Annotated in this window: 18 protein-coding genes; 11 read left to right on the top strand and 7 right to left on the bottom strand. The window is 73.4% G+C overall.

Features of this window, described 5'->3' with window-relative positions; all coding sequences use genetic code 11:
* Positions 1-10: 10 nt before the first annotated feature.
* Positions 11-1,459: an NCS2 family permease gene (locus tag OG332_RS19315; protein ID WP_327414663.1), complete on the bottom strand. Its 1,449-nt coding sequence runs from the start codon at positions 1,457-1,459 to the stop codon at positions 11-13.
* Positions 1,460-1,587: 128 nt separating this feature from the next.
* On the opposite strand from OG332_RS19315, the gene OG332_RS19310 reads away from it, so the two are divergent.
* On the top strand, positions 1,588-1,875 hold the full coding sequence (locus OG332_RS19310) for a DUF2530 domain-containing protein (RefSeq protein ID WP_327414662.1): 288 nt from the start codon (positions 1,588-1,590) through the stop codon (positions 1,873-1,875).
* Here OG332_RS19310 and OG332_RS19305 read toward each other — a convergent pair.
* Complete coding sequence (locus tag OG332_RS19305) at positions 1,814-2,548, bottom strand: NIPSNAP family protein (RefSeq protein WP_327414661.1); 735 nt, start codon at positions 2,546-2,548, stop codon at positions 1,814-1,816. The two genes, OG332_RS19310 and OG332_RS19305, sit on opposite strands and share 62 nt — an antisense overlap.
* 161 nt (positions 2,549-2,709) lie before the next feature.
* Here OG332_RS19305 and OG332_RS19300 point away from each other — a divergent pair, with 161 nt between their 5' ends.
* Positions 2,710-5,163: a cation-translocating P-type ATPase gene (locus tag OG332_RS19300; RefSeq protein WP_327414660.1), complete on the top strand. Its 2,454-nt coding sequence runs from the start codon at positions 2,710-2,712 to the stop codon at positions 5,161-5,163.
* 7 nt (positions 5,164-5,170) lie between these two features.
* Here the strand turns inward: OG332_RS19300 and OG332_RS19295 are convergent, their stop codons facing one another.
* The gene (locus OG332_RS19295; protein WP_327414659.1) at positions 5,171-5,593 is read right to left on the bottom strand and encodes a nuclear transport factor 2 family protein; all 423 of its coding nucleotides are present in this window, start codon (positions 5,591-5,593) and stop codon (positions 5,171-5,173) included.
* An 88-nt stretch (positions 5,594-5,681) separates the two neighbouring features.
* On the opposite strand from OG332_RS19295, the gene OG332_RS19290 reads away from it, so the two are divergent.
* Positions 5,682-6,251 (top strand): PadR family transcriptional regulator, encoded by a 570-nt coding sequence (locus OG332_RS19290; protein WP_327414658.1) that lies wholly within the window; start codon positions 5,682-5,684, stop codon positions 6,249-6,251.
* A complete protein-coding gene (locus OG332_RS19285; protein ID WP_327414657.1) occupies positions 6,238-7,032 on the top strand; it encodes an SGNH/GDSL hydrolase family protein in 795 nt (264 codons plus the stop codon). The genes OG332_RS19290 and OG332_RS19285 overlap by 14 nt, the downstream gene beginning before the upstream one ends.
* Positions 7,033-7,105: 73 nt before the next feature.
* Here the strand turns inward: OG332_RS19285 and OG332_RS19280 are convergent, their stop codons facing one another.
* Together OG332_RS19280 and serC are read right to left on the bottom strand one after the other, a co-directional pair.
* Positions 7,106-10,237, bottom strand: coding sequence for a sacsin N-terminal ATP-binding-like domain-containing protein (locus OG332_RS19280; RefSeq protein WP_327414656.1), 3,132 nt, complete (start codon positions 10,235-10,237; stop codon positions 7,106-7,108).
* A gap of 719 nt (positions 10,238-10,956) precedes the next feature.
* A complete protein-coding gene (gene serC, locus OG332_RS19275) occupies positions 10,957-12,075 on the bottom strand; it encodes a phosphoserine transaminase (protein WP_327414655.1) in 1,119 nt (372 codons plus the stop codon).
* Positions 12,076-12,159: 84 nt separating this feature from the next.
* Between serC and OG332_RS19270 the strand changes: the two genes are divergently transcribed.
* Genes OG332_RS19270 through OG332_RS19260 form a run of 3 tightly spaced genes read left to right on the top strand, consistent with a single transcriptional unit; the run spans position 12,160 to position 16,246 of the window.
* Complete coding sequence (locus tag OG332_RS19270; RefSeq protein WP_442816178.1) at positions 12,160-14,895, top strand: FAD-binding and (Fe-S)-binding domain-containing protein; 2,736 nt, start codon at positions 12,160-12,162, stop codon at positions 14,893-14,895.
* 47 nt (positions 14,896-14,942) lie between these two features.
* Entirely contained in the window at positions 14,943-15,887 is a 945-nt protein-coding gene (locus tag OG332_RS19265; protein ID WP_327414654.1) for an EamA family transporter, read from the top strand.
* Positions 15,887-16,246, top strand: coding sequence for a DUF1801 domain-containing protein (locus OG332_RS19260; protein ID WP_327414653.1), 360 nt, complete (start codon positions 15,887-15,889; stop codon positions 16,244-16,246). Before OG332_RS19265 ends, OG332_RS19260 begins: the two co-directional genes overlap by 1 nt.
* A gap of 38 nt (positions 16,247-16,284) precedes the next feature.
* Here the strand turns inward: OG332_RS19260 and OG332_RS19255 are convergent, their stop codons facing one another.
* On the bottom strand, positions 16,285-16,626 hold the full coding sequence (locus tag OG332_RS19255) for a DoxX family protein (protein ID WP_327414652.1): 342 nt from the start codon (positions 16,624-16,626) through the stop codon (positions 16,285-16,287).
* Positions 16,627-16,724: 98 nt separating this feature from the next.
* Positions 16,725-17,681 carry a helix-turn-helix transcriptional regulator gene (locus OG332_RS19250; protein WP_327414651.1) on the bottom strand — a complete coding sequence of 319 codons (957 nt, stop codon included), beginning with the start codon at positions 17,679-17,681 and terminating at the stop codon, positions 16,725-16,727.
* A gap of 39 nt (positions 17,682-17,720) precedes the next feature.
* On the opposite strand from OG332_RS19250, the gene OG332_RS19245 reads away from it, so the two are divergent.
* The 4 genes from OG332_RS19245 (at position 17,721) to OG332_RS19230 (ending at position 22,892) form a co-directional block, all read left to right on the top strand.
* On the top strand, positions 17,721-18,173 hold the full coding sequence (locus OG332_RS19245) for a hypothetical protein (protein WP_327414650.1): 453 nt from the start codon (positions 17,721-17,723) through the stop codon (positions 18,171-18,173).
* Between the two features lie 419 nt (positions 18,174-18,592).
* A complete protein-coding gene (locus OG332_RS19240) occupies positions 18,593-19,405 on the top strand; it encodes a TIGR03084 family metal-binding protein (protein WP_327414649.1) in 813 nt (270 codons plus the stop codon).
* Complete coding sequence (locus tag OG332_RS19235) at positions 19,402-21,297, top strand: acyclic terpene utilization AtuA family protein (protein WP_327414648.1); 1,896 nt, start codon at positions 19,402-19,404, stop codon at positions 21,295-21,297. Before OG332_RS19240 ends, OG332_RS19235 begins: the two co-directional genes overlap by 4 nt.
* Entirely contained in the window at positions 21,294-22,892 is a 1,599-nt protein-coding gene (locus tag OG332_RS19230) for an acyl-CoA carboxylase subunit beta (protein ID WP_327414647.1), read from the top strand. Before OG332_RS19235 ends, OG332_RS19230 begins: the two co-directional genes overlap by 4 nt.
* Positions 22,893-22,896: the final 4 nt, after the last annotated feature.

Genomic DNA, 22,896 nt, shown 5'->3' with positions numbered 1-22,896 from the left:
CGGGCAGGGCCTACGCGAGGCCGAGGGCCGGCATCGCGTAGGAGAAGACGAACACCGCCGCCACGACGTACATGGCCACCGGGACCTCGCGGCCCCGGCCGGTCGCCGCGCGCAGGGCGCAGAAGCTGATGAAGCCGATGCCGATGCCGTTGGTGATCGAGTAGGTGAAGGGCATCATCACCATGGCCAGGAACGCCGGAACGGCGATGGTGAAGTCGCTCCAGTCGATGTCCTTGACCGAGCCCGCCAGGATCAGGAAGCCGACCGCCACCAGGGCGGGGGTGGCCGCCTGGGACGGGACCATCGTGGCGAGCGGGGTGAGGAACAGCGCCACGCCGAACAGGGCGCCCGTCACGACGTTCGCCAGACCCGTACGGGCTCCCTCGCCGACCCCGGCCGTGGACTCCACGAAGCAGGTGGTGGCCGAGGAGGACGTGGCGCCGCCCGAGGCGACGGCCAGGCCGTCGATCAGCAGGACCTTGTTGATGCCGGGGAACTCGCCGGTCTCCTTGTCGATCAGCTTGGCCTCGTCGCCGACGCCCAGGATCGTGCCCATGGCGTCGAAGAAGCAGGACAGCAGCACGGTGAAGACGAAGAGGATGCCGGTCAGCATCCCGACCTTGCCGAAGCCGCCGAACAGGCTGACCTGGCCGACCAGCCCGAAGTCGGGCGCGGCCACCGGGTTGCCCGGCCACTCGGGGATGGTCAGGCCCCAGCCCGTGTCGGGCACCTCGGCGATCAGCTGGACGACGACCGCGACCAGGGTCATGGCCACGATGGAGATCAGGATCGCGCCGGGGACCTTGCGGATCAGCAGGGCGAGGGTGAGCAGCACGCCGATCGCGAAGATCAGGACGGGCCAGCCGTCCAGGTGGCCGGTGCCGCCGAGCTGGAGCGGGACCGCGGTGTGGGCGGCGTCCGGGATGCGGGAGACGAAACCCGAGTCGACCAGGCCGATCAGCATGATGAACAGGCCGATGCCGATGGCGATGCCCTTGCGCAGGCCCAGCGGCACGGCGTTCATGACCCGCTCGCGCAGGCCGGTCGCGACCAGCAGCATCACCACGAAGCCGGCCAGGACCACCATGCCCATGGCGTCGGGCCAGCTCATGCGCGGGGCGAGCTGGAGGGCGACGACCGTGTTCACGCCTAGGCCGGCGGCGAGCGCGATCGGGACGTTGCCGATGACACCCATGAGGAGGGTGGTGAAGGCGGCCGTCAGGGCGGTGGCCGTCACGAGCTGACCGTTGTCGAGCTGGTGCCCGTACATGTCCTTCGCGCTGCCCAGGATGATCGGGTTGAGCACGATGATGTAGGCCATCGCGAAGAAGGTGGCGAAGCCGCCGCGGACCTCGCGGGCCACGGTCGAGCCGCGCTCGGAGATCTTGAAGTGGCGGTCGAGTCCTCCGGAGGGTCCCTGGAGGGAAGGGTTCGGGGCGGTGGCCGTGGGGGTGCTCATACGGTCCTCAGTAGGTGGTTCATACGAAGAAAATGGGACACGCCCAAACCGTTTCAGTATGAACACATGAACGAAAGGGCGTCCATCTCCGCGCGTAGACCACGAATCCGCGCGCCTAGACTTGCTGCATGGCGAAATGGACTGCGAAGCATGAGGCGCCCGAGCCCCTCGAGGGCCCCGTCGTCGCGACGGTCACGGGTGGCACGATCCTGTGGTTCGCCCTCTTCCTCGTCCAGCTCCCCTTCTACGGATGGTTCGCCGACCGCGGCCAGCTCTGGTGGGTCTGGACCTGCGCGGCCGGCGGCTTCCTCGGCCTGATCGGCATCTGGTACGTCCGCGGCCGCGAAGCTGCGCTCAAGCGTCACGCGGCCGCCGCCGAGCAGGCCGGCCCGCCGCAGCAGGAGGGCCGGGCCTGACCCCGGAGCCTCTCCGGGCGAACGTCTGGCGCCGCTGCACGGGCTCCAGCCGGAGCCGCCGCGGTGCCGAGCGCAGGTGGGACGACAGGTCCGGCAGCGGCCGGGCCTCCCCGGCCGCGAACCACACGAGGACGTCCTCACCCGTACGGACCGGCAGCGCCGGGAAGGTGTTCTCCGCCTGCTCGGTGCGGTACACGGCCGGCGGCGCGGATCCGGCGGCGGTGAGCGCCGGCCGCAGCCGCCGCTCGAAGTGGCGGGCGAAGGCCTCCGGGTCCACGGGATGACAGACGGTCGCGACGACCGGCCCCGGGGTGTCGGGGGCGGCGAAGCCCGGCCCTCGCAGGAGCAGCACGTCGTCCGAGTCCAGCATGGTCGCGTTGGCCGCCTCGCGGTGGGCCTGCCAGACGGGGCCGCCGTAGAAGGCGCGGAGCGCCCGCTCGCGCGCGGCCATGTCCGGGAAGCTGCGCAGCCAGACGAAGCGGTCCGGGTCGTCCAGGTCCCGGAACCGGCCTCCGAGGGTGATCCCGGCCGCCTCCTGGCCGGTGACGAACTCCCGCTCGAACAGTTCGATCAGCGTGTCCCGGGCGCCGGGCCGCAGGGTGTACTGCCGCAGTTCGACGATGGCGTTCGCGGCCGCGTTCACAGCCGCGTTCGTGGTGGTGATGGCGTTCATGGCCCGCAGGGTAGGACCCGTCCACTGACACCGGCCGTCAGGGGAAACCCTCCTGCGGCGGATCGGCGAGGGAGACCAAGGGAGGATTGGGGTCATCCCGAAGTCGGATCTTCGCACTTCTCGGCGGGTGAAGGGTTCGAACCGCCCTTACCGTCGAAAGCATGACGCAGCGGGCGAAGATCGATCGGGACGGGCCGGAGCGAGCGGGCGCCGCCATCGACGCGGGGGCGGAGCTCGATCCGGTCCACCCGGTCCGGCCGCCCGCGCCCCGGTTCAAGCCCGGCGGGCTGACCACCGCCGAGGTCGCCGAGCGCGTCGCGCGCGGCGACGTCAACGACGTCCCCGTCCGCAGCAGCCGCTCCACCGTCGACATCGTCCGCGCCAACGTCTTCACCCGCTTCAACGCGATCATCGGCGTGCTCTGGGCGATCATGCTCCTCGTCGCCCCGATCCAGGACAGCCTCTTCGGCTTCGTGATCATCGCGAACACCGGCATCGGCATCATCCAGGAACTGCGCGCGAAGAAGACCCTCGACGGCCTCGCCGTCATCGGCGAGGCCAAACCGAGCGTGCGCCGCGACGGCCGCACCGCGGAGATCTCCACCTCCGAGATCGTCCTCGGCGACGTCATCGAACTCGGCCCCGGCGACAAGGTCGTCGTCGACGGGGCCGTCGGCGAGGCCGAGGGCCTGGAGATCGACGAGTCCCTGCTCACCGGCGAGGCCGACCCCGTCCTCAAGAAGCCCGGCGACCCGGTCATGTCCGGGTCGTTCGTCGTCGCCGGCGGCGGTGCGTTCACCGCCACCAAGGTCGGCCGCGAGGCCTACGCCGCCCAGCTCGCCGAAGAGGCCTCCCGCTTCACGCTCGTCCACTCCGAACTGCGCTCCGGCATCTCCACCATCCTCAAGTACGTCACCTGGATGATGATTCCGACCTCCATCGGTCTGATCATCAGCCAGCTCGTCGTCAAGGAGAACAACCTCAACGACGCCATCGCCCGCACCGTCGGCGGCATCGTCCCGATGATCCCCGAGGGGCTCGTCCTCCTCACCTCCGTGGCCTTCGCGATCGGCGTCATCCGCCTCGGCCGCAAGCAGTGCCTCGTCCAGGAGCTGCCCGCCATCGAGGGCCTCGCCCGCGTCGACGTGGTCTGCCTCGACAAGACCGGCACCCTCACCGAGGGCGGCATGGACGTCACCGAGCTGCGCCCGCTCGGGGGCGCGGAGGCGGCGTACGTCAAGAAGGTGCTCGGCGCCCTCGGCGAGTCCGACCCGCGGCCCAACGCCAGCCTCCAGGCGATCATCGACGCCTACCCCGACAGCGCGGAGTGGCGCTGCACCGAGTCCCTGCCCTTCTCCTCCGCCCGCAAGTACAGCGGTGCCAGCTTCAGCGAGGGCGACGGCGAGAACAACACCTGGCTGCTCGGCGCCCCCGACGTGCTGCTCCCCGCCGGGGACCCGGCCCTCGACGAGATCAACGAGCTCAACGAGCAGGGCCTGCGCGTCCTGCTGCTGGCCCGCTCCGGCCGCGAGCTCGACGACGAGGCCGTCGCCACCGGCGTGCGGCCGACCGCCCTGGTCGTCCTGGAGCAGCGGCTGCGCCCCGACGCCGCCGACACCCTGCGCTACTTCGACGACCAGAACGTCAAGGCGAAGGTCATCTCCGGCGACAACGCGGTCTCCGTCGGCGCGGTCGCCGGCAAGCTGGGGCTGCCGGGCGCGGAGAACACCGTGGACGCCCGCAAGCTCCCGGCCGAGCAGGCCGACATGGCGCGGGTCCTCGACGAGAACTCCGTCTTCGGGCGCGTGACCCCGCAGCAGAAGCGGGACATGGTCGGGGCCCTGCAGTCCAGCGGCCACACCGTCGCCATGACCGGCGACGGCGTGAACGACGTGCTCGCCCTCAAGGACGCGGACATCGGCGTCGCGATGGGCTCGGGCTCGGAAGCCACCCGGGCCGTCGCGCAGATCGTCCTGCTCGACAACAGCTTCGCGACCCTCCCTTCGGTGGTCGCCGAAGGCCGCCGCGTCATCGGCAACATCACCCGGGTCGCGACCCTCTTCCTCACCAAGACGGTCTACTCGGTCCTCCTCGCGATCCTGGTGGTGTGCTCGCAGGTCGAGTACCCCTTCCTGCCCCGCCACCTGACCCTGCTGTCCACGCTCACCATCGGCATCCCGGCCTTCTTCCTGGCCCTCGCCCCGAACAAGGAGCGCGCGCAGCCGCACTTCGTGAAACGGGTGATGCGGTACGCGATCCCCGGCGGCGCGATCGCGGGGACGGCCACCTTCGTGACGTACCTGATCGCCCGCCACTACTACACCGGCCCGGACGCCCTGAAGGCCGAGACCAGCGCGGCGACGCTCACGCTGTTCCTGACCTCTATGTGGGTCCTGGCGATCATCGCCCGCCCGTACACGTGGTGGCGGGTCGGCCTGGTCGGCGCGATGGGCGGAGCCTTCCTGATCGTCCTCGTGGTGCCGTGGCTGCAGGACTTCTTCCAGCTCAAGCTGGTGGGCACGACGATGCCCTGGATCGCGGTGGCCGTCGCCGCGGCCGCCGCGATCCTGATCGAGTTCACCTTCCGCTGGGTGAACCGCAGGTTCCCGGCCTAGGGCCGCGCTAGGCGAGGCCGTCGGCGACCAGGCCGGACAGGACTGCCTGGCCCAGGGCCTGGACGGCGGACCGGGGGCGGACCATCACGGTGAACTCCTTGACCCGGCCCGCCTCGTCGAACTGCAGCAGGTCGATGCCGTGGATCTGCTTGCCGTCCACGGTGGCGCGGAAGGCCAGGATCGCCGAGGGGGCCTCCGTGCCGTCGGTGCTCGTCTCGGCCGTCCCCTCGAAGTGGCCGACGTAGCGGAAGTCCTCGAAGATCCGCAGCAGGACCCCGAAGAGGCCCAGCACCATGGGGCGGCCCTCGAAGGGGGTGAACTTCACCGGGCTGTAGAGCCGGATGTCCTCGGTGAACAGGTCCTCCAATGCGGCGGCATCGTGCTTCTCCACCGCGGCGCGGAAGCGTTCGGCGGTCTGCTGCTCCTTCATGGACCCCTCCTCATACTCAAGAAATTGAGTAGTCATATTCATGAGTATGATGCGGGGGAGGGCGAGGAAACGGAAGGGGGCTGCTGCGATGGCTCTGCGACACGCCGTACTGGCGGCGCTGCTGGACGGCGAGTTCAGCGGGTACGAACTGGCGAAGTCGTTCGACATCGGCGTCGCGAACTTCTGGCACGCCTCCCCCCAGCAGCTGTACGCCGAGCTGGCCAAGCTGGAGAAGGACGGGCTGGTCGAGGGCCGTCAGGTGGTCCAGGAGACCCGGCCCAACAAGCGCCTGTTCCAGGTCACCGACGTCGGCCGCGCCGAGCTGGAGGCCTTCGCGGCGGCCGCGTCGAAGCCGCTGGTCATCCGCGATGACCTCCTCGTCAAGGTCCAGAACGCCGACCGGATCGGCATCGCGGCGGTGATCGAACAGCTGGAGGAGCGGGCCTCCGCGGCCGAGGCCAAGATCGAGCTCCTCGGCCGGGTGCTGCGCAAGATGCGCGGCGACATGGACGAGGAGGAGTACCTGCTCCGGGGCGAGCGGATCGGCGGGTACCTGACCGGCCTGCGCGGCATCGCCTTCGAGCAGGGCCACCGCGACTGGTGCCGCCGCAGCGCGGCCATCCTCAGGGAAAGGCAGAAGACTCGTGCCGAACGGTGAATACCTGCGCTACGTCGCCCTGGGCGACAGCCAGACCGAAGGCCTCGGCGACGGGAACGACACGGTGGGCCTGCGCGGCTTCGCCGACCGGCTGGCCGGGCACCTCGCGGCCGTCAACCCCGGCCTCCAGTACGCCAATCTGGCCGTACGCGGACGCCTCGCCGGCCAGGTCCGCGCCGAACAGCTCGGCCCCGCCCTGGCCCTGCGCCCCGACCTGGCCACCGTCGTCGCCGGGGTCAACGACATGCTCCGGCCCCGGTTCGACGCCGCGGAGGTCGCCGGGCAGCTGGAGGAGATGTTCGCCGCGCTCACGGCCGCAGGGACCCACGTGGCGACCGTGACCTTCCCCGACCTGGGCAGGATCGTGCCCCTGGCCCGGCCCGTCTCGTCGCGCATCACCGACCTCAACGACCGCATCCGCGCCGCGGCCGCCCGCCACGGGGTCACCGTCGCCGAGACCGCCCGGCCCGCCATCGTCACCGACCCGCGGCTGTGGACCGACGACCGGCTCCACGCCAGCTCCCTCGGCCACGAACGCATCGCCGCGGCCCTCGCCCAGGCCCTCCGCCTGCCCGGCAGCGACGACGGCTGGACCCTGCCGCTGCCGCCGCGGCCGAACCCCGCCGGCCGGTCGGCCGCGGCGGCCGCCGCGGCCGAACTGCGCTGGGCCGCCGCGTTCCTCGGCCCCTGGCTGGGCCGTCGGCTGCGCGGCCGCTCCTCCGGCGACGGCCGCACCGCGAAGCGCCCCACCCTGCTGCCGCTGAGCGATTCGCCGGCCTAGCCGGCACCCCTCCGACCGCCCCCGGCCCCGCACGAGCGGCGCAGCCAACCGGCATGGTCCGGGGGGAAACGCCCTAGTCGAACCAGCGGTCCCGTGCCAGTTCCGCCGTCCGCGACGGGTCCTCCAGCAGCGCCGCCACCTCGAAGCGGCGCGGCCACTGGCCCGCCGACCAGGCGAGACCGGCCGCCACACCCTCCAGCGTGGACGCGTGGAGGGTGCCGTCGGGAGTGCGGCGCCAGTCGAGTTCCGTGCCGCCCGCGACCAGTTCCTCGTGCTCGACGTACGTCGCCGGGGTGGCCGGTCCCAGCAGCACGTGCACCGACTCCGGGACCTCGTGCTCCTCGCCCGGCGTCGTCACCTCCGCCGGGACCGTCTCCGACAGGCGGCGCACCTGGAGCAGCTCCGCGAGGTCCGCCGCGCGGGACGGCGGCACCGGCAGCAGCGGGAGCCCCTCCGTCAGCGGCAGCAGGTCCGGGGCGTCCGCGATCACGGCGTCGGCCGCGTCCACCACACGGACCTCGCCGTCCACCACCGCGCGCAGCTCGTCCGGCAGGGTGACCTGCTCGGGGTCCAGATCGGCCAGCGCTCCGTACAGGCCGTGCAGCTGCCGGCCCGTCACCTCCCGCTCCGGGTCGGCCAGCCGGGCCAGCAGCTCGGCCGCGCCGCCGGGCTCGTCCAGCAGGGCCGGCACGGTGGTCCGTACGCCCAGCGCCCGCAGGACCTGCTCGTCCTCGAAGCCCGTGGCGTCCGCCGGGGTGTAGAGGCCCGCCAGCAGCGGGTCGCCGCCCGCCGCGCGCAGGCCCGCCGGGCGGCGGCCGTCGAGCACCGGGTGGTCGCGCAGCCACCACGCGGTGTACGGGCGCACCGACTGGGTGGTGCCGTCCGGCAGCAGCACCCGTACGGGCTGGGTCAGCGCGTCGCGCAGCGGCGGCTGCGCGAGCATCGCCAGGGCCTGCGGCCAGCAGTCGTCGTCGACCAGGTCGAGGTCCCGTACGGCGACCAGCTCGGTGGCCACCGGCGGGACCGGGGTGTCCGGCAGCTGGTCCAGCAGGTCCTCGCACCACACGTCCACCGCGTCGAGCAGCCCCGCGTCGTCGGGCTCGGCGAAGTCCCCTTCCCGGGGCTCCAGTTCGTCCGGGTCGAGCACCACATCGGTGGCACGCACCAGCTGGAACGTCGCCAGCACCCCGCAGGCGGTGAGCGGGCCCTCGCCCCAGCGCTGCGCCAGATCGGCGTCCACGTACGGGACCTCGTCCTCGCGGATGACCGAGGCGAGCGCCGAGCCCGGCATCAGCAGTTCGCCCGCCGGAACGAGTTCCCCGTCCTCGTCGGGCAGGGCCAGCGCGCCCAGCCAGGGCTCGTCGCCCGGCGCCAGGTCGGCCTCCCGGACCAGCCCCAGGACCACCTCGGCCAGCTCGTCGGCGTCCAGGGTGTCCGCGTCCTCGTCCCAGACCTCCCCCGCGTCCAGGGAGCCGGCGACGGCAGCCCGCACCTGCGGGGTCGTCAGCACGGCCCGCGCCGTGGCCGGCAGGGCTCCGAGCTTCTCCAGCAGCGGGTGCGCCGCGTCCGGGTGGGCCACCTTCAGCCCCAGCCGGGCCAGGTCCGCCGGGGTGTCCGCGTACGGGAGGAGGACGTGGCGCGGCCCGATCGTGGTGCGGCCGTCGGCGAGCGGCACGGGCAGGCCGGACAGCCGGTCGGGGTCCACCCCGGCGAGGCTGTCGTAGAGCCGGTACCACCACTCGGGGGTCCGCTCGATGCCCGCGATCCGCTCGATGGCATCGCCCAGCGGGAGCCGGCCCACGCCCAGGGTGCGCAGCTCGGCGCGGCGCTCCAGTCCGGCCGGCAGCAGGGTCGGCAGGACCTCGGCGAGGACGCGTACGGTGTCGGCGCCCGCGCCCTCCACCACCTCGGCCTCGAAGGGGCGAAGGGCGGCCCGCTCCTCGGCGTGCTCGGGCGGCGCGGCCGGCGCGAGGAAGGCCGTACGGGGGAGCCGCTGGAGCACGGCGGCGCGCAGGGCCCCGTCCAGTTCGCCCTTGCCGAGCGGGCCGGGGACCAGGTCGACGAGGCCGGTGCTCACCGGGTCCCAGGCGCCGAGGAGTTCGGCGTACGCGTCGGCCGCGCGCTCCACCAGGAAGTCGGTCAGCGGCCCGGGTGCGGGGTGCCGGCGGGTGGTGTCCAGCGGCAGGGTCGCGATGAGCAGGGCCGGGATGCCCAGCGGCTCGTCGGTGGGGGTCGGCGCGTGCACCACGGGCGCCGTGGCCGGGCGCAGCGGGGCGCCGTCGGGGTCGACGGGCACGGCCCAGGACACCGCCCAGGCGGGTCGCAGCCGTTCCTCCACGGGCCGGTCGGCGAGCAGGGCGCGCTCGATGGGGCCGCCGTGGCGGACGGTGCGCCAGCGGTTGGTGCGCGTGCCGGAGGCGGTGGTGTCCTCGATGACGGTGTACGGGCCCTCGTCGCGGCGGTACAGCGCGCGGGAGCCGCCGGTCGGGGTCTCGACGACCACTTCGCGCAGCCCGGGCAGGCTGAGCAGCAGGGCGTCGTCGATGCCCGCCAGCAGCCGCTCCACCAGGTCCTCGGCGGCGGCGTCGCGCAGCGGGAGGACGACGACGGTGTCGTATCCGCCGGGGGCGGTGCCCTCGGCGGGCAACGGGAGCCGCAGCAGTGGGACGTGGCCGTCGCGGCGGCGCAGTTCGTCGCCGAGGCCGGGGCTGCCGACGGAGGCCTCCCGGGCCAGCTCGCGGGCCTCGGCCAGGGACCAGCGGACGCCGCCGTGCCGGCCGAGCACCGCGGGCTCGTCGGAGACGGCCAGGACGGCCGCGAAGCCGACGCCGAAGCGGCCGACGCTGTCACCGGAGGGCTCCCGCTTGGCGGAGGCGCGCAGGGTGCTCAGCGACTCCACGCCCGTCGCGTCCAGCGGGGCACCGGTGTTGGCGACGGCCAGCAGCGCGTGGCCGTTCTCGCCCTCGTGCAGGGTGAGCCGCAGCCGGCCGGGCACCTTGGCCCGGCCCGCGGCGTCGGCGGCGTTCTGCGCCAGCTCGATGACGAGCCGGTCCCGGTAGCCGCCGAGCGCGAGGTCCTCCTCGGCGTTGGCGTCCTCGCGGAACCGGGCCGGGCCCGCGCCCCAGGCGTCGAGCACCCCGCGCCGCAGCCGGGCCGTGCCGAAGGGGTCCACGCCGCTCTGTGCCGCCGTCACTCGCACGCTCACGCCGCTGCCTCCACGCTGTGCCGCCTTCAAGAGTTGCCCTCCGGACCCCTGAAGGTATCGCGTACGGAACCGGGCCTCGCCCGTGAGGTGCGCGAACACGACGACGTTCGCATCCCGGTGGCGGTCGGGAGCCGGCCTGCCGCCGCAGGTGCTCAGACGCAGCTCGGCCCCGCCGTGGGCGTCCCCGCAGACCTTGTCGGTGGGGAACGCGTCCTCCTCGGCCCTCGCCGTCGCCCTCGCGGAACGCGAAAGCGCCGCCGCTCCGGACGCCCGGCCACGGGAGGGGGTGGCCCGGCGTCGCGGGAGCGGCGGCCGGCAGCTCGTGGGCCGTCCCCACCGGGTCAATCGACGAGTTCGGTCCACTGGAGGTCGGCCGAGAGCGGCGGGACCGGTGAGCTGCCAGGTGATCGGGCCCTTGACCTGGGGCGACAGTAGGCGTCGCCCCCTCGGTCGGATCAAGCTCTCTCGCCGGCCCGCGACCGTCGAATGGCTTGAACTCATCGGTGACCCGAAGGGGGTTCCCACCCCGCCGGACACTGCTGCGCCCTGCCCGGTGAGTTCTTCCGCGGCACTAACTGGAATGCCGATTTTCCGTGTACTTGAGCTTGGACGCTGGCCGAAACCGCGCGTGACCGCGCGGAGTTCCCGCACCCGTGGAGAGGCCGGGAACGCCGAGGCCCCCGGCGACTTCACGTCACCGGGGGCCTCGGTACCGATCGTCAGAGCTTCTCGATCACGTAGTCGACGCAGGCCGTCAGCGCCTGCACGTCGGCCGGGTCGACCGCCGGGAACATCGCGATGCGCAGCTGGTTGCGGCCCAGCTTGCGGTACGGCTCGGTGTCCACGATCCCGTTGGCACGCAGCACCTTGGCGACGGCCGCCGCGTCGATGTCGTCCGAGAAGTCGATCGTGCCGATGACCGAGGAGCGCTTGTCGGCGTCCACGACGAAGGGGGTCGCGTACTTCGACGCCTCCGCCCAGCCGTACAGGTTGCGCGCGCTGGCCGCCGTACGGCCGGTGGTGAACTCCAGGCCGCCCTGGCTGTTCATCCACTCCAGCTGCTGGTCCAGCAGGAAGAGGGTGGCCAGCGCCGGGGTGTTGTACGTCTGGTTCTTCAGCGAGTTGTCGATCGCCGTCGGCAGCGAGAAGAACTCCGGGATGTGCCGGCCCGACGCGTGCACGCGCGCGGCGCGCTCCAGGGCGGCCGGGGAGAACGCGGCCAGCCACAGGCCGCCGTCCGAGGCGAAGGACTTCTGCGGGGCGAAGTAGTACACGTCCGTCTCGGTGATGTCCACCGGCAGACCGCCGGCACCCGAGGTCGCGTCCACCAGGACGAGTGAACCGGCGTCGGCGCCCGCGACGCGCTTGACCGGCGCGGCGACACCCGTCGAGGTCTCGTTGTGGGTGTACGCGTACACGTCCACGCCCGCCTCGGCCACCGGCTCCGGGTGCGTGCCCGGCTCGGAGGCGATCACGGACGGCTCGTCCAGCCACGGCGCGAGCTTCGCGGCCTTGGCGAACTTGGAGGAGAACTCGCCGAAGGTGAGGTGCTGGGACTTCCGCTCGATCAGGCCGGCGGTCGCGATGTCCCAGAAGGCGGTGGAGCCGCCGTTGCCCAGGATCACCTCGTAGCCCTCGGGGAGGGAGAAGAGGTCCCGGATGCCCTGGCGTACCGAGCCGACCAGGTTCTTGACCGGGGCCTGGCGGTGTGAGGTTCCGAGCAGGGAGGTACCGGTGGCGGCGAGGGCGTCCAGCGCCTCGGTCCGCACCTTGGAGGGGCCCGCGCCGAAGCGTCCGTCGGCGGGCTTGATGTCAGCGGGAATCTGGATCTCAGCCACGAGCGGAGCGTATCCGGTCCAGGTCCGCGCCTTGGAGGCGCGTCCACCCGATGAGACGCAGCCGGACGGTGCGAGTGTGGGACCGTGACGTCACCCGGGGAACTCGAACGGACATTGCGGGCGGAGCTGCGCGGCGAGGTGGACTTCGGGGCCGCCGCCCGGGCACTGGCGACCATGGACGCCTCCAACTACCGGCGCGTCCCGGTCGGTGTGGTCTCCCCGCGCGACGCCGAGGACGTGGCGGCCGCCCTCCGCATGTGCGCCGCGGCCGGCGTCCCGGTCGTCCCGCGCGGCGGCGGGACCTCCATCGCCGGCCAGGCCACCGGCACGGGAGTGGTCCTCGACCTCACCCGGCACATGAACGCCCTGGTGTCGGTGGACCCGGCCGCCCGCACCGCCGTGGTCCAGCCCGGCCTGGTGCTCGACCGGCTGCGGGACGCGGTGCGCCCGTACGGGCTGACCTTCGGGCCCGACCCCTCCACGCACTCCCGCTGCACCCTCGGCGGCATGATCGGCAACAACGCGTGCGGCGCCCACTCGGTGGCCTGGGGCACCACCGCGGACAACGTGGCCGAGCTGGCGGTGACGGCGTACGGGGGCGCCACGCACCGCATCGGGACGGGCTGGCCGGGGGCACCGCGGGGCCTGCGGGAGCTGGTCGACGGCAATCTGGCCGTCCTGCGCACCGGGATGGGCACCGGCTTCTCCCGGCGGATTTCCGGCTACGGCGGACTGGACGCGCTGCTGCCCGAGCGCGGGGTGCAGCTCGCGCGCGCCTTCTGCGGGAGCGAGGGCACGCTCGGGGTGGTGACCGAGGCCGTCGTGCGCCTCGTGGAGGCGCCGCGCGCACCGGTCCTGGCCGTCCTCGGGTACGCCGACGAGAGCGCGGCGGCGGACGCGGCCGCCGGGCTGCTCCCGTACCGGCCGCTGACGGTGGAGGGGATGGCGGAGGACCTGGTGCGCGGGGCGAGGGGACTGCCGCGGGGCCGGGCCTGGCTGTTCGTGGAGATGCGGGACGAGGCCGCGGCGCGGGAGCTCGTACGGGGCGCCGACGCGCTCGACGCGGTGGTGGTCGCCGACCCGGCGGGCCGGCGGGCCCTGTGGCGGATCCGGGAGGACGCGGCGGGCACGGCGACGCGGCTGCCGGGGGGCGAGATGGCCTGGCCGGGGTGGGAGGACTGCGCGGTGCCGCCGGCCCGGCTGGGCGCGTACCTGCGGGAGTTCCGCGCACTGCTGGCGGCGCACGGGCTGCGCGGGTCCCCGTACGGGCACTTCGGCGAGGGCTGCGTGCACGTACGCATCGACTTCGACCTCGTCTCGGCGGCCGGCGTGGCCCGCTTCCGGGCCTTCTCCGGCGACCTGGCCGATCTGGTCGTCGCGCACGGCGGATCGCTGTCGGGGGAGCACGGCGACGGACAGGCACGGGCCGAACTGCTGCCGCGCATGTACGGGCCGGAGGTGATCCGGCTCTTCGGCGCGTACAAGGACGTGTGGGACCCGGCCGGCGGGATGAACCCGGGGATGCTGGTGCGGCCCGCGCGGCTCGACGAGAACCTCCGCTTCGCGGTGCTGCCGGCCACGCCGTTCGCGGCGGAGGTCGCGCGGTGCGTCGGCGTCGCGAAGTGCCGCACCGCGGACGTCGGCGGCGGGCCGGGGGTCATGTGCCCGTCGTACCGGGCCACGGGCGAGGAACAGCACTCCACGCGCGGCCGGGCCCGGCTGCTGCACGAGATGCTCGCGGGGGAGATCGTGCGGGACGGCTGGCGCTCGGCGGAGGTCGCCGAGGCGCTGGACCTGTGCCTGGGCTGCAAGGGCTGCCTCAGCGACTGCCCCGTGGGCGTGGACATGGCCACGTACAAGTCGGAGTTCCTGCACCACCACTGGTCGGGCCGCATCCGCCCGCTCGCGCACTACGCCCTGGGCGGCCTCCCGACCTGGCTCCGCCTGATCGCTGCGCTGCGGATGGCGGGCGTCGTGAACGCGGCGGGACGTTTGCTCCCGGTCCCGGGCCTGACGCGGGAGCGGTCCCTGCCGGAACTGGCCCGAGTGCCGTTCACCCGCTCCCTCTCAGCCCCGCCGCACCATCCGGCCCCGCCGGAGAGCCGCCCGCAGGGCCCCACCGTCACCCTCTGGCCCGACACCTTCACGGAGTACCTCGCCCCCGAGGCCGGCCGCGCAGCGGTACGGGTGCTGGAGGCCGCGGGCCTGAGAGTGTCCGCACCCGGCAAAACGGTCTGCTGCGCCCTGACCTACGTCTCCACCGGCCGCCTCGACCGCGCCCGCAAGGTCCTCCACCGCACGCTGACCGCCCTCGGCGACGTCCGGGCACCCGTGGTGGTGCTGGAACCCAGCTGCGCCGCGGCCCTCCGTACGGATCTCCCCGCCCTCCTCCCCGACGACCCCCGCGCGGCCCGCCTGGCGGCAGCCGTCCGCACCTTCGCCGAGGCCCTGGAGGAGTACGCCCCGGACTGGCGGCCGCCCCGCCTCGACCGCGCGGTGGCCGGGCAGACCCACTGCCACCAGCACGCGGTCCTCGGCGACGCGGCGGACCGGCGGCTGCGCGAGCGGGCCGGCCTCGTGGGCGGGCTCAGCGGCGGCTGCTGCGGTCTGGCGGGCAACTTCGGCTTCGAGCCGGGCCACCACGAGGTGTCGGTGGCCTGCGCGGAGGAACAGCTGCTCCCGTCGCTGCGCGCGGCCGGTCCGGACGTCCTGATCCAGGCGGACGGCTTCTCGTGCCGCACCCAGATCGCCCAGCTGGGCGGGGTCCGGGCCCGCCACCTGGCGGAACTCCTGGAGGAGGGCCTGGCGGCGGGTCTGTAAGGCAAGACCCGGCTCGACACTCCTTACGGAGCGCGTAATCTGGATAAATGCCCGCACCTTCCGCATCCCCCTCGCCCTCGCCGGCCGCCACGGCCCCCGCCCCCGTATCGGCCCCGCTGCCCGCCGAGGGCCGTGGCCGTGGTCTCGGGCCCGTCGCGCTGGTGATCTCGGCGGGGATCTCGGTGCAGTTCGGCGCCGCCCTCGCGGTCATGATCATGCCGAGGGCGGGCGCGGCGGGCGTGGTCACCCTGCGCCTCGCGGCCGCCGCGGTCGTGCTGCTGCTCCTGTGCCGCCCCAAGGTCCGCGGCTACTCCCGCTCCGACTGGGGCACGGTCCTCGCCTTCGGCGTCGCCATGGCCGCCATGAACGGGCTCTTCTACCAGGCCATCGACCGGATCCCGCTCGGCCCGGCCGTCACCCTGGAGGTGCTCGGGCCGCTGGCCCTGTCCGTCTTCGTCTCCCGGCGCCTGGTGAACGTCCTGTGGGCCGGCCTCGCCCTCGGCGGCGTGGTCCTGCTCTCCGGACACGGCGGGGGCGGCGGCTTCGGATCCCTCGACCCGCTGGGCGCGGCCTACGCGCTCGGGGCGGGCGCGATGTGGGCGGCGTACATCGTGTTCAGCGCGCGTACGGGCCGCCGCTTCCCGCAGGCGGACGGTCTGGCCCTGGCGATGGCCGTGGCCGCGGTCCTCTCGCTGCCGCTGGGCATCGTCGGCGCCGGCTCGGACCTGCTGGTCCCGACCACCCTCGCGCTGGGAGTCGGCGTGGCCGTACTGTCCTCGGTCCTGCCCTACACGTTGGAAATGCTCGCACTGCGGCGGATGCCGGCCCCCACCTTCGCGATCCTGATGAGCCTGGAGCCGGCCATCGCCGCCACCGCGGGCTTCCTCGTCCTGAACCAGGCCATGTCCGCGCTGGACGCCCTGGCCATCGCCCTCGTGATCGCGGCCAGCATGGGCGCGGTCCGCTCCCAGATCCGGAAGCAGCCCGTCTGATGGACGTCGTCACCTACCTGGCCGGGACCCCCGAGGCCCGCCGCCCCGCCCTCACCCTCCTGCGCGAACTGTGCCTGGCGGAACTGACCGACTTCGAGGAGGTCATCGCGTACGGGATGCCCGCGTACGTGCGGCCGGGCGAGAGCGTCGGGGAGATCGCCTGGGCGAACCAGAAGCAGTACATCTCCTTCTACCTGCTGCGCACGGACGTGCGGGACGCCTTCGCGGACCGCCTGGCCGCCCACGACATGGGCAAGGCCTGCCTCCGCTTCCGCAACCCGGCCAAGGTCGACTTCGACCTCCTGCGCGACCTCCTGCGCGCCACGGCGACGGCCGCCCCGGGGCCGGTCTGCGCGTAGCGGGGCCACGGAGGCCGGCGGGCCGAAGGGCCACGCGCTCAGAAGCCGAGGGCGAGGGCCGCGGCCGCCGGGGCGGCGTAGATCATCGGGAAGGCGACGTGTGCGTAGGAGCGGGCGCGCAGGACGGTGACGACGGCGCCGGTGAAGTAGAGGACCAGGCCGATGGCGGCGGCGATGCCGACGGCCGGGATCCAGAGCCCCACGACCAGGCCGGCGGCGCCGGCGACCTTGGCGGTGGCGAGCCGGTTCCACCAGCTGCGCGGGACGCCGTACTCGGCGAGCGGCTCGACGGTGAACTTGGCGCCGAAGAAGATCGAGGCGCCGGAGAAACCGGCCATGAAAGCGGCGACCAGGGTGACGGCGGTGGCGGTGGTGGACATGATGCGGGCTCCCTCTGCTCGGTGGCTCTCTGCGTGCCCTTCACTCCACTGACCCGGGGGAACGCAGGAGTGTGACCGGTCGGGGAAAGTTTTTTCTCCTATGCGTACCGGGCCGCCGTCGCCGTCAGGGCGGCCTTGATGCGGGAGCGCAGGGAGGGAGGGGCGAGGACCTCGGCGTCCGCGGCCAGGGCGAGGAACTGCGCCTGCGCGTGGTCCTCGGACTCGATCGGGAGCACCGCCCGGATCCAGCCCGGGAGATCGGGGTCCGGTGAGCCGGAGGCGAGGGCGCGGGCCTGGGGGCCGGCCAGCGCGGCCGCGGCGCGCGGGGAGAGCCGGACCAGGGCCTCTTCCGGGTACAGCCGCTCGTGGAAGTCGGCCTGGGTCCGTCGCCAGTGCTCCGCCAGGTCGAAGCCGTCCGGGAGCTCCGCTTCCCGGTCCGTCCCGCGCAGCGACAGGATCTGGTCGACCCGGTAGGTACGGGGGCCCTCCGGGCCTGCGACCAGGTACCAGCGGCCCGCCTTCAGGACCAGGCCGTACGGGGCGAGGCGGCGCTCCACCTCGCGCGGCTCCTTCCACCGCCGGTAGCGCACCTCGATGACCCGGCCCCGCCACACCGCGTCGGCGACCTGCGGCAGGTACGGGGTCTCCTCGTGCTCCGCGTACCAGCCCGGGGCGTCCAGGTGGAAGCGCAGCCGCATCCGGTCGGCCTGCTCGCGCAACTCCGGCGGCAGGGCGGCGCGGAGCTTGAGCTGGGCGGCCGACAGGGCGCCGCCGAGGCCGAGTTGGGCCGCCGGACCCGGCATGGCCGTCAGGAACAGGGCCTCCGCCTCGCCCGTGCTGAGCCCGGTCAGCCTGGTCCGGTAGCCGGCGAGCAGCTGGTAGCCGCCGCTGTGCCCGGCGTCCCCGTACAGCGGGACGCCCGCCGCGGCCAGCGCCTCGGCGTCCCGGTAGACGGTACGGACGGACACCTCCAGCTCCTGCGCGAGCTCGGCGGCGGTCATCCGGCCCCGGGTCTGGAGCATGAGGAGGATCGAGAGGAGCCGGCTGGACTTCACTGACACAAGATGTCAGGAGAGCGGTCCTACGGTCCCCGCATGAACGATTTCGACTTCCTCATCGGCACCTGGGACGTCGCCAACCGCCGGCGCGCCGACTTCCTCGACGCGGACAGTGCGTGGGAGGAGTTCCCGGCCGTGTCCCACGTTTCGCGGCACTTCGACGGCGGCGCCAGCTTCGACGAGATCGACTTCCCGACGAAGGGCTTCGGCGGTCTCACCCTGCGGCTGTTCGACCGTGAGCGCGCGCAGTGGTCCTTGTACTGGTCGAGCCGTCGCACCGGCACGCTCTTCCCGCCCGTCATCGGGCGGTTCACGGACGGCGAGGGCGTCTTCGAGGGTGAGGACACGCATGCCGGGAAGGCGGTGCGCGTGCGGTTCGTGTGGTCGGGGACCACGTCCGGCTCCCCGCGCTGGGAACAGTTCTTCTCGGTCGACGGGGGCGACACCTGGCTGCACAACTGGACGATGGACTTCTCCCGCCGTCCCTGACCCGTACGCCCGCCCCGGCGGCCGCCGGGGGCACCTCCGGCGGTAGCCGGGGGAGGGGTCGGGCACTGTTGGTCCTTTGATTCGCTCTTGTGAGTGATAGTGCATTTGGGTGAGTGTCGTTCGTCGTGGATCGAACGTGGTGCGCTCGCCCGGGCCCGGAGCGGAACGTTCAGTATCGACGGGACATCCGGTGACGTATCGCGAGTTTCCGGCTTACGGCCTGAATCGCCCCTCCGTGCCCGGCGGCCGCCGCGCCGCGGGACCTGCGGTCGGCTGGGCGGCGCGGCAACTCCCCTTCTGCTGCCGCGGTTTGGTGCGGGTGGCGGGAAGGTGCCGCCTTCCGAGAAAATCATGCAAGCGTGCTTGATTGTTTTATCGGGTGCTGCCAGTCTTCCCTCACGCCGAGAGGGGAGCGCACCGTGCCCGATCCGTCCGCCGTCGACGCCGCCGTCGCCGTCCTTGCCGATCTGCGCGAGGAGGGTCGTGAACTCGAAGCCCTGGTAGGGGAGTTGTCCGCGGCCGACTGGGCCCGGCCCACTCCCGCGCCCGGCTGGAGCATCGCCCACCAGATCGCCCACCTGCACTGGACCGACCGGGCCTCACTGCTCTCCCTCACCGATGCCGCCGGCTTCGGGCTCATGGTCGAGGAAGCCCTGAAGGCCCCCGACTCCTTCGTCGACGAGGGCGCGGAGGAGGGCGCGGCGCTGCCGCCCGCCGAACTGCTCGCCCGCTGGCGGGCCACGCGCGCCGCCCTGGACGAGGCGCTCGCCGCAGCCTCGCCCGACACCCGGTTCCCCTGGTACGGGCCGCCGATGAAGGCCGCCTCCATGGCGAGCGCCCGACTCATGGAGACCTGGGCGCACGGCCAGGACGTCGCCGACGCGCTCGGCGTGCACCGCACCCCGACCGCGCGGCTGCGGCACGTGGCGCGGATCGGCGTACGGGCCCGCGACTACGCCTACGCCGTACGCGGACTGCCCGCGCCAGCCGAGGAGTTCCGGGTCGAGCTGACGGCCCCCGACGGCGCCGGGGTGTGGACGTACGGGCCGCCGGACGCCCCGCAGCGGATCACCGGCCCGGCGCTCGACTTCTGCCTCCTGGTGACCCAGCGGGCCCACCGCGCCGACCTGGCCCTCACCGCGACCGGCCCCGACGCGGACCGCTGGCTGGACATCGCCCAGGCCTTCGCCGGCCCGGCGGGCGCGGGGCGCGAGCCGGGGGCCGCCCGATGACGCCCCGGCCCCCCGCCGGCCGGCCCCCTGCCGACCGCCCGCTCCTCATCGGCAACGCGTCCGGCTTCTACGGCGACCGCTTCGACGCCGTGCGCGAGATGCTGACCGGCGGCCCGCTCGACGTGCTGACCGGGGACTACCTCGCCGAGCTGACCATGCTGATCCTCGGCCGCGACCGCCTGAAGAACCCGGACCTCGGCTACGCCAAGACCTTCCTGCGCCAGCTGGAGGAGGGGCTCGGGCTCGCACACGAGCGGGGCGTGCGGATCGTCGCGAACGCGGGCGGTCTCAACCCGGCCGGACTCGCCGACGCCGTACGGGCCCTGGCGGCCAAGGTGGGCGTCCCCGTCACCGTGGCCCACGTCGAGGGCGACGACCTCACCCCGCACGAGGACGGGGCACTGACCGCCAACGCCTACCTCGGAGGCGCCGGGATCACCGCCTGCCTGCGGGCCGGCGCGGACGTGCTGGTGACCGGCCGGGTCACCGACGCGGCGCTGGTCAGCGGCCCGGCGGCCTGGTGGTTCGACTGGGCCCCGGACGACTACGACAAGCTGGCGGGGGCGGTGGTCGCGGGCCACGTCCTGGAGTGCGGAACCCAGGCCACCGGCGGCAACTACGCCTTCTTCACCGCGCACGACGTCCGCCGCCCCGGGTTCCCGCTCGCGGAGATCTCCGCCGACGGCTCGGCGGTCATCACCAAACACCCCGGCACGGGCGGGGCCGTCACCCCCGGCACCGTCACCGCCCAACTCCTCTACGAGACCCAGGGCGTGCGCTACCTCGGCCCCGACGTGACCGCCCGCCTGGACACGGTCCGCCTCTCCCCGGACGGCCCCGACCGCGTCCGCGTCTGCGGCGTGCTCGGCGAACCCCCGCCGTCCACCCTCAAGGTGGGCGTCACCCGCATCGGCGGCTGGCGCAACGAGGTCGTCTTCGTCCTGACCGGCCTGGACGTCGAAGCGAAGGCGGCCCTGGTCCGCACGCAGCTGTCCGAGGCCCTGGAGGGCGTGGCCGCCGCCGACTGGACGCTCGCGCGCACCGACCACGAGGACGCCCCGACGGAGGAGACGGCCAGCGCCCTGCTGCGGCTGGTGGTCCGCGACCCGTCCCCGGACCGGGTGGGCCGCGCCCTGACCTCGACGGCGATCGAACTGGCCCTGGGCAGCTACCCGGGCTTCCACGTCACCACCCCACCGGGCCCGGCCCAGCCGTACGGGGTCTTCACCTCGACCCTGGCCCCGGCGGAGTCCGTCCCCCACGTGGCGGTCCTGGCGGACGGCACCCGCCTGCCGGTGCCCGCTGCGGGGGGCCTTTCCCGCACCCTGCCCCTTCCCGAACTCGGGCTCCGCCCCGGACCCCCCTCCTCAAACGCCGGAGGGGCTGGAAATCCAGCCTCGCCGGCGTTTGAGGCGCGGGGGTTCGGGGGCGGAGCCCCCGCGGGGTCCGGGGCGGAGCCCTGGGACGGGGGTCCGGGGGCGGAGTCCCCGGTTTCGGGAAGGCGCGGGGTGGGGGAGAGCCCCGCAGGGCCCACCACCCGCGCCCCCCTTGGGGCACTGGCCGGGGCCCGCAGCGGAGACAAGGGCGGCGACGCCAACATCGGCGTGTGGGTCGAGTCCGACGCCGCATGGGACTGGCTGCACCACACCCTCACGGTGGAGACCCTCCAGGACCTGCTCCCCGAGACCGCCGGTCTCCCCGTCACCCGTCACGCGCTGCCGAACCTCCGCGCCCTGAACTTCACCATCACCGGCATCCTCGGCGCCGGCGTCGCCTCCGGCCACCGCTTCGACCCCCAGGCCAAGGCCCTCGGCGAATGGCTCCGTGCCCGCCACCTCGACATCCCGACCCACCTGCTGCCCGAAACCGCCCCGGAGGGGACCGGCCCATGACCCGCCTCCGCACCACCGTCGACCCGCACGCCCCCGAGCACGCGCAGGCCCGTACCGCCGCCCTGGAACGCCTCGCCGCCCTCGACGCCGAGCACGCCAAGGCCCTCGCGGGCGGCGGGGAGAAGTACACGGCCCGCCACAAGCAGCGCGGCAAGCTCCTGGCCCGCGAGCGCGTCGAGCTGCTGCTCGACCCGGACACCCCGTTCCTGGAGCTGTCCCCGCTGGCCGCCTGGGGCAGCGACTACCCCGTCGGCGCCTCCATGGTCACCGGCATCGGCACCGTCGAGGGCGTCGAGTGCCTGGTCACCGCCAACGACCCGACCGTCCGCGGCGGCGCCAGCAACCCCTGGACGCTGAAGAAGGCGCTGCGGGCCAACGAGATCGCCCGGCAGAACCGCCTGCCCTGCATCAGCCTCGTGGAGTCCGGGGGCGCCGACCTGCCCTCCCAGAAGGAGATCTTCATCCCGGGCGGCGCGATCTTCCGCGACCTCACCCGGCTCTCGGCCGAGGGGATCCCGACCGTCGCCGTCGTCTTCGGCAACTCCACCGCCGGAGGCGCGTACGTCCCCGGCATGTCCGACCACACCATCATGATCAAGGACCGTTCGAAGGTGTTCCTCGGCGGTCCGCCGCTGGTCAAGATGGCCACCGGCGAGGAGAGCGACGACGAGTCCCTCGGCGGGGCGGACATGCACGCCCGTACCTCCGGTCTCGCCGACTACTACGCCCTCGACGAGTACGACGCGATCCGCCAGGCCCGCCGCGTCGTCGCCCGGCTGAACCACCGCAAGGCCCACACGGATCCGGCCCCGGCGCAGGAGCCGAAGTACGACCCCGAGGAACTCCTCGGCATCGTCCCGCCCGACCTCAAGACGCCCTTCGACCCGCGCGAGGTCATCGCCCGCATCGTCGACGCCTCCGACTTCGACGAGTTCAAGCCGCTCTACGGCACGAGCCTGGTCACCGGATGGGCCACCCTCCACGGCTATCCGGTCGGCATCCTCGCCAACGCGCAGGGCGTGCTGTTCAGCGCCGAGTCCCAGAAGGCCGCCCAGTTCATCCAGCTCGCCAACCAGCGCGACATCCCGCTGCTCTTCCTCCACAACACCACCGGCTACATGGTCGGCAAGGAGTACGAGCAGGGCGGCATCATCAAGCACGGCTCGATGATGATCAACGCGGTCTCCAACTCGAAGGTCCCGCACCTGTCCGTGCTCATCGGCGCGAGCTACGGCGCCGGCCACTACGGCATGTGCGGCCGCGCCTACGAGCCCCGCTTCCTCTTCGCCTGGCCCAGCGCCAAGTCCGCCGTCATGGGCCCCCAGCAGCTGGCCGGAGTGCTCTCCATCGTGTCCCGGCAGTCCGCCGCCGCGAAGGGGCTGCCGTACGACGAGGAGGCCGACGCCGGGATGCGCGCCTTCGTCGAGGCGCAGATCGAGTCCGAGTCCCTGCCGATGTTCCTGTCCGGGCGGCTGTACGACGACGGGGTCATCGACCCGCGCGACACCCGTACCGTCCTCGGCCTGTGCCTGTCGGCCGTCCACAACGCCCCCGTCGAGGGCGCCCGTGGCGGCTTCGGCGTCTTCCGGATGTGAGCCC

Origin of the sequence: Streptomyces sp. NBC_01233, from assembly GCF_035989305.1 — a bacterium.
In the GTDB taxonomy this organism is placed as follows: Bacteria; Actinomycetota; Actinomycetes; order Streptomycetales; family Streptomycetaceae; genus Streptomyces.
The sequence above is the reverse complement of the archived record's forward strand: the minus strand, read 5'-3'. Positions and strand labels throughout refer to the sequence as shown.